The organism is Phenylobacterium aquaticum, assembly GCF_022695515.1.
Taxonomy (GTDB): Bacteria; Pseudomonadota; Alphaproteobacteria; order Caulobacterales; family Caulobacteraceae; genus Phenylobacterium; species Phenylobacterium aquaticum.
The window spans coordinates 1-6,222 of the sequence record NZ_JALDPT010000074.1; the positions used below are offsets into that span (position 1 = coordinate 1).

Genomic DNA, 6,222 nt, shown 5'->3' on the forward strand with positions numbered 1-6,222 from the left:
GCCCCGGCCGCCGCCGCGGGGGATGCAGGCGTGGCGGCAGCCGGCTTGGCGGCGGGCTTGGCGGGCGCGGCGACGACCTCGAAGGGGGCGATCTGCTGCTGGCCGCCGGCCTGGACGATCAGGACGGCGTGGCCGGGGCTGGCCTCGGCGGCGGCCTTCAACCGCACCTGGAAGCCGTTGTGGGCGGCGTCCTTGGAGATCACCTCGCTGGTGATCCCGGCGGCGTCGCCGTCGATCTGCACCGCCGGCGCCTGGCCCGGCGTATAGACGGAGATGTCGAGCTCGCCCTGGCCGATGGTCAGGGGGCTGGAGGGGGCGACGACCGTGAGCCCGGTGACATTGGCGACCGCGCAATTGGCCGACTGCGCGTCGGCGGATTCAGAGGCCTGCAGTCTCAGCAGGGCGCGGCGCGCCAGCTGGGCGTGGGCCGACAGGGTCAGGGCCGCCTGGCGCAGGGCCGCCCCGCCTCTCAGGGTGGCGATATCGGCATTGGCCTCGACCAGGCCCTGGACCTTGGCCGGCGTCGCGGGCGGGCTGGTGGGCGTCGGCTGCAACAGGCCGCCCAGGCTGGTCTTGATCGCCTGGACGTCGGGCTCGGTGCGCTGGACCTGCTCGTTCACCGCGGCGCGGATGCGATCCACCTCGGCGCCCAGGCCTAGGCCCGCCTTGCGGCGACGGCCGGAATAGGAGGCCAGGCCATCCACCGCGCTGTCGGCCTCCGCCAGGGCGTCGGTGGCGTCCTTGATCAGGCTGTCGGCGGTGGTGATCATCCCGGTGATGGCGGTCAGCCGGTTGGCGGCGGCCTGATGGCTGTCGCTCGCGGCCCGCCGGGCCCGCGCGCCCCGGGCCTTGGCCTGGGCGTCGGCCAGCTGGATTTCCTGGTCCTTGGCGGCCAGCCGGGCCTCCGTCAGGGTGTTGCGGGTCTGCTGGAAGTCGGCCAGCAGGCTGCGGACGCTCACCGTCTCGGTCACCAGGCCGGTGGCGTCGCCCTTGCGGAGCTTGGGGTCCAGTTCGAGATAGGGCTCCAACTCGGCGGGGGGCATGTAGCCGTCCGTGCGGTCACGGGCGCAGAGGGTGGCTGTGGCGCCGGCCAGATAGACCTGCTGGCGCTGGGGCGAGATCAGCAGCCCCCCGACGGCGAAGGCCGCGGCGCTGACCGGCACGATCCCGGCGATCAGGTCATTGCCGTGGCTGCGGCCCTTGGCGGCCTCGAACCCCGCCGCCGCGCCGGCCGCGCCCAGGCCCAGGGTTCCAAAGGTCTTGGCCCGGGCATGGTCGCCCGCCGCATGCCAGTAGGCGGCGGTCATGGCGCTGGCGTAGTCGCGGGCGTTCCTGACCACCGTCGCGTCTGACAGGGACGGGTCGTTGACCCGGGCGTCGGTGAACGGCTTGTATTCGGCGCCCTTCATGGCGGGGCCGGGATAGGGCTCCAGCAGCGCGCACCCGGACAGAGACACGACTGCGGCGATTGCGGCGCAGCGGCCCAATACACTCATTAAGCGCACGGCATCGCTCCTCACCTAGAGCGTTAACTATGCGCAAAAGTTGAAGCTTGGCAATCGTCGCCAGAAGGTCGAGCGCGGGCGCGACCTTCTGGCGACGGGAATCCCTATTCCGCGGCCAGGGCCACCGGCTCGGGACGGATGACCCGGCTGGTGCGGCCGTCGATGGAGACCGGCACATCGCCGGCGAGCGTCACGCGGCGCATGACCCGGGCCTGATCGCCATAGTCGTTGATCGCATAGTGCTGGGTGGCGCGGTTGTCCCAGATGGCCACGTCGCCGGCCCGCCAGCGCCAGCGGACGGTGTTCTCCAGCGCCGTCACATGGTCCTGCAGGATGTCGAACAGCCGCTGGAAGTCCGGGGTGGAATAGCCGGTGAAGCCCTTCACGAACTGGCCGAGCAGCAGGTGACGCTCGCCGGTGACAGGATGGACACGGACCACCGGATGCTCGGTCTCATAGACGGTGGAGGCGAAGACGCTGCGGTGGCGGGCGATGTCCTCGGCCTTGGCATTGGGCTTGGCGGCCGCATAGTCATAGGCGTTGGTGTGGACGGCCCAGAGGTTGTCGGCCAGCGCCTTCAGCCCGGCGGGCAGGCGCTCATAGGCCTCGGCGGTGTTGGCCCAGACCGTGTCGCCGCCGGACGCCGTCGAGACCACGGCCCGCAGGATCGAGGCGCGGGGATAGGCGGGCAGGAAGGTGATGTCGGTGTGCCAGGCGTTGGCCCGGCCGCCGCCGTGCTCGGAATTCAGCTCCAGCAGATAGTTCGAGCCCCGGGCCACCGGCACGGTCGGGTGGGCGACCGGCTGGCCGAGGCGGGCGGCGAAGGCTTCCTGGGTCGCGTCGGTCAGGTGGCCCTGGTCGCGGAAGAACAGCACCTTGTGGCGGGCGAGCGCCGCCTCGAGGGCGGCGACGGTCGCGTCGTCGAGGTCGCCCGAGAGGGTGACGCCGGCGATCTCGGCGCCGATGCGGCCGGCGACGGGGCGGATGTCGAGGTGGAGGTCGAGATTGCCGTCAGCGCTCATGGAGGCTCTCCTTGGGTTCCAGAGAAGGTTCGGGGACGCGGGCCGCCGGGCGGGCGAGGCCCAGATGGTCGCGCAGGGTGGCGCCCTCGGGCTGGTCGGAGATCAGGCCGCGGCGGCGCAGTTCGGGGACGACCAGGGCGTTGAAGTCGTCGAGGCCGCCGGGAAGGGTGGCGGGCAGGATGTTGAAGCCGTCGGCGGCGCCGCCGGCGAACCAGTCCTCCAGGAGGTCGGCGACCTGGCCGGGATCGCCAACCACCACCTTGTGGCCCCGGGCCGGGACGACGCGGTCGAGCAGGTCGCGGACGGTGAGACCCTCGCGCGCCGTCAGGTCGGCGAACAGCTTCTGGCGGCTCTGCCAGCCCTCGGTGACCGGCAGGTCGGGCAGGGGGGCGTCGAGATCGAAGCCCGAGGCGTCGACCCCCAGGAAGCCGGACAGGAGGCGCAGGGCGGCCTTCGGATCGACCAGGGCCTGGAGCCGCTCAAGCTTGGCGCGGGCTTGCGCCTCCGTGGCGGCGACGAAGGGCATGACGCCGGGCATGACCAGGATCTGGTCAGGCGCGCGGCCGCAGGCGGCGGCGCGGGCCTTGAGATCGGCGTAGAAGTCGCGGGCCTCGGCTAGGTCCTGCTGGGCGGTGAACACCACCTCGGCGGAGGCGGCGGCGAGGTCCTTGCCGTCGTCGGAGGAGCCGGCCTGGACGATCACCGGATGACCCTGGACGGGGCGGGCTGACTGCAGGGGGCCGGCGACGGCGTAGTGCTGGCCGACATGGTTCAGGGGCCGGACCTTGGCAGGGTCGAAGACCCGCTGGGCCGCCTTGTCGAAGAGGTGGGCGTCGTCGTCCCAGCTGTCCCACAGGCCCTGGACCACCTGGATATATTCGCGGGCGCGGGCGTAGCGGTCAGCGTGGCCGAGCTGGTGGTCGAGCCCGAAATTGCGGGCCTCGGCGTCGGAGCCGGAGGTGACCAGGTTCCAGCCCACCCGGCCGTTGGACAGGTGGTCGAGGGAGGCGAACTTCCGGGCCAGGTGATAGGGCGGCAGATAGGTGGAGGAGACCGTGGCGATCAGGCCGATGCGGTCGGTCTGGGTGGCCAGGGCCGCCAGCAGGGTCAGCGGCTCCCAGTAATAGGCCTGGGCGCCGCGGCTGAGCACGTCGAGGGGCGCGCCGGGCAGGGCGACATTGTCGGCGAAGAACACGGCGTCGAACCCGGCCCGCTCGGCCGACAGGGTCAGGTCGCGGAAGTGCTCGAAGCGGGTGTAGGCGGCCGGATCGACCTCGGGCGCCCGCCAGGCGGCCAGGTGGTGGCCGACCCCGAACAGGAAGGCGCCGAGCCGGATGTGACGCTTGGACATGACGGTGCTCCCGGGAGGAAGGCGCCGGAGGCGATCGCTCGCCCCCGGCGGAGGGTCAGAACGCCTTGGCGGTCAGCGTCACCCCGAAGGTGCGCGGATCCCCGAGGATCTCGATGTAGGGGGTCGAGGCGGTGGCGGCGCCGAAGGCGGCGGCGTAGCGCTTGTCGAACAGGTTCTTGGCCCAGAGCTGGATCGCGTACTTGTCGTCGGCGGTGCGCAGGCCCAGGCCCAGATTGGTCAGGCCGTAGGCCTCCTGGCGGCCGTAGCTCGACAGGGCGTGGGTGAAGGTCGCGCTGCGCCAGGTCTGGGTCCCATAGGCGAAGAAGGTCAGGTCGCCGAGGGGATGGGCGTAGTTGGCGCTGACCTGGCCGGTGACCCTGGGCGCGTTGGGCACGCGGGTTCCGGAAAGGTCGACCGAGGTCGGCGCGCGGCATAGGTCAGCTCCACCGGCGGCGGGGCGTTCCGGTAGGAGACATATTCGGCGTCGTTATAGGCGGCGCTGAAGGAGAGGTTCAGACGCTCGTTGGCCTGAAGCTGGCCCTCCAGCTCGACGCCCTGCATCCGCACCTTGCCGACATTGGCGAGGTAGGAGCGGCTGGTGGAGCCGGTGGGATCGACCAGGGTGGCCTGATAGCCGTCGATCTCGTTCCAGTAGAGATCGCCGTTCAGGGTGGCGCGGCCGCCCAGCAGGGTGGTCTTGAGACCCGCCTCGTAGTCGGTGGATTTCTCCGGATCGATGATCACCCGGTCGCCGACCTTGGCGCCGAGATTGGCGGCGCCGGACTTCTCGCCGTGGCTGATCGAGGCGTAGCCCAGGACGGTGTCGCTGAACTTGTAGGCCGGGTTGATCAGCCAGGAGACCTGGCCCTTGGTGACCTCCTGGCCGACCGAATAGGCCGCGCCGGTGACGGCGAGGCGGTAGGGGGCGAGCGCCGCGGGCAGGGTCGCGCCGCCGAAGCTGAGGGAGGTGTCGGACGCGCGCTTCTTTTCCGAGGTGTAGCGCAGGCCCGCCGTGACCGAGAGCTTGTCGTCCACATGCCAGGTCCCCTGGCCGAAGACGGCGCCGGAGAAGGTGCGGGCGCGGCCGACCTGGTCGGACTCCACCCCGTCGAGAATGGCGGCCGGCAGGGCGGGGCTGAGGAAGAAGGCGCTCGCCTTGCCCAGGAACCGGACGCGATAGTTGGACAGGACGTCCTGTCGCAGGGCGAAGAGCCCGACCTGATAGTCGAAGGCGCCGCCGGTGGGCGAGGCGAGGCGGATCTCCTGGGAGTACTGGTTGACGTCGACGTCATAGCCCGCGCGGAAGACCGGATAGGGGGTGGCGTCGCTGTCGTTATAGGGGCGGAAATAGAGCCGGCGCCAGGCGGTGACCGAGGTCAGGGTGTGCTCGCCCAGCTTCCAGTCGGCCTGGTTGGAGACGCCGTCGGTGCGCGAGACGATGCGCTCCTGGGTGTCCAGGTCGGCGTTGGAGGTCACGTCGTAGCTGGGCGTGTAGCCGAGATTGGTCTGGACCTTGCGCGCCCAGCCATTGCGGGCGGTCCCATTGGCGTAGGTCAGGGGGTCGCCGACCGGCGGATAGAAGTTGTTATATTCGCGGGTGGCGTAGTGCTCGGCGATCAGCCGGTCGGTGAAGCCGCCCGACTGGAACAGCAGCTGGCCGCGGACCGCCCAGCGGTTGGTGTCGAGGTACTTTTTCCCGTCGTGCCGGTTGGTGATCCAGCCGTCGCCCTGGTCGTTGTAATAGGTCAGGCGGGCGGCCAGCGTGTCGCCGACCAGCGGGCCGGAGAGGTTCAGCCGGACCTGCTTGCGATTGCGGTTGGCCAGGGTGGCGCTGGCCGTGGCCTCGGGCGTGAAGGACGGCGCCTTGGTGGTGACGATCAGGGCGCCGAGCGTGGTGTTCTTGCCGAGCAGGGTGCCCTGGGGGCCGCGGGCCAGCTCGATGTGATCGAGATCGACGAAGTCCAGCCAGCTGAAGCCCGGGTGGGTGAAGACCACATTGTCGACGATCAGGCCGACGCCGGATTCCGAGCCGTCGCTGTTGGCGTTGCCGCCCACGCCGCGGATGGTGAGGGTGGAGACGCGGGTGTTCTGCTGCAGGGCGCCGAAGTTGGAGAGCTTGGCGGCGTACTCGCTGACCCGGTCGATGCGCTCGGTTGCGAGCGCCCGGCCGGACACGGCGGAGACGGTGATCGGCACGTCCTGCAGCTTTTCCTCGCGCCGACGCGCGGTGACGACCACCTGCTCGACCTCGGTCGCCGCGTCGCGTCCGCCGCGGCCGGCCGGGCGGCGTCAGCCGCGCTGAGCGCGCGGCGGTTCGTCGGCCCAGGCCGGGTGGGCCAGGGCC

At 71.0% G+C, this 6,222-nt stretch carries 5 protein-coding genes; all 5 read right to left on the reverse strand.

The features are described from left to right. Positions 1-1,457: hypothetical protein (locus MQH10_RS25915; RefSeq protein ID WP_242566856.1), on the reverse strand; the 1,457-nt coding region annotated here is incomplete at its 3' end. 152 nt (positions 1,458-1,609) lie between these two features. Then, positions 1,610-2,527 carry a TauD/TfdA dioxygenase family protein gene (locus tag MQH10_RS25920; protein WP_242566857.1) on the reverse strand — a complete coding sequence of 306 codons (918 nt, stop codon included), beginning with the start codon at positions 2,525-2,527 and terminating at the stop codon, positions 1,610-1,612. Continuing rightward, complete coding sequence (locus MQH10_RS25925; protein ID WP_242566858.1) at positions 2,517-3,878, reverse strand: LLM class flavin-dependent oxidoreductase; 1,362 nt, start codon at positions 3,876-3,878, stop codon at positions 2,517-2,519. The genes MQH10_RS25920 and MQH10_RS25925 overlap by 11 nt, the downstream gene beginning before the upstream one ends. Positions 3,879-3,933: 55 nt before the next feature. After that, a complete protein-coding gene (locus tag MQH10_RS26635) occupies positions 3,934-4,272 on the reverse strand; it encodes a hypothetical protein (RefSeq protein ID WP_336605244.1) in 339 nt (112 codons plus the stop codon). Then, complete coding sequence (locus tag MQH10_RS25930; RefSeq protein WP_336605245.1) at positions 4,206-6,116, reverse strand: TonB-dependent receptor; 1,911 nt, start codon at positions 6,114-6,116, stop codon at positions 4,206-4,208. The genes MQH10_RS26635 and MQH10_RS25930 overlap by 67 nt, the downstream gene beginning before the upstream one ends. Between the last annotated feature and the right edge of the window lie 106 nt (positions 6,117-6,222).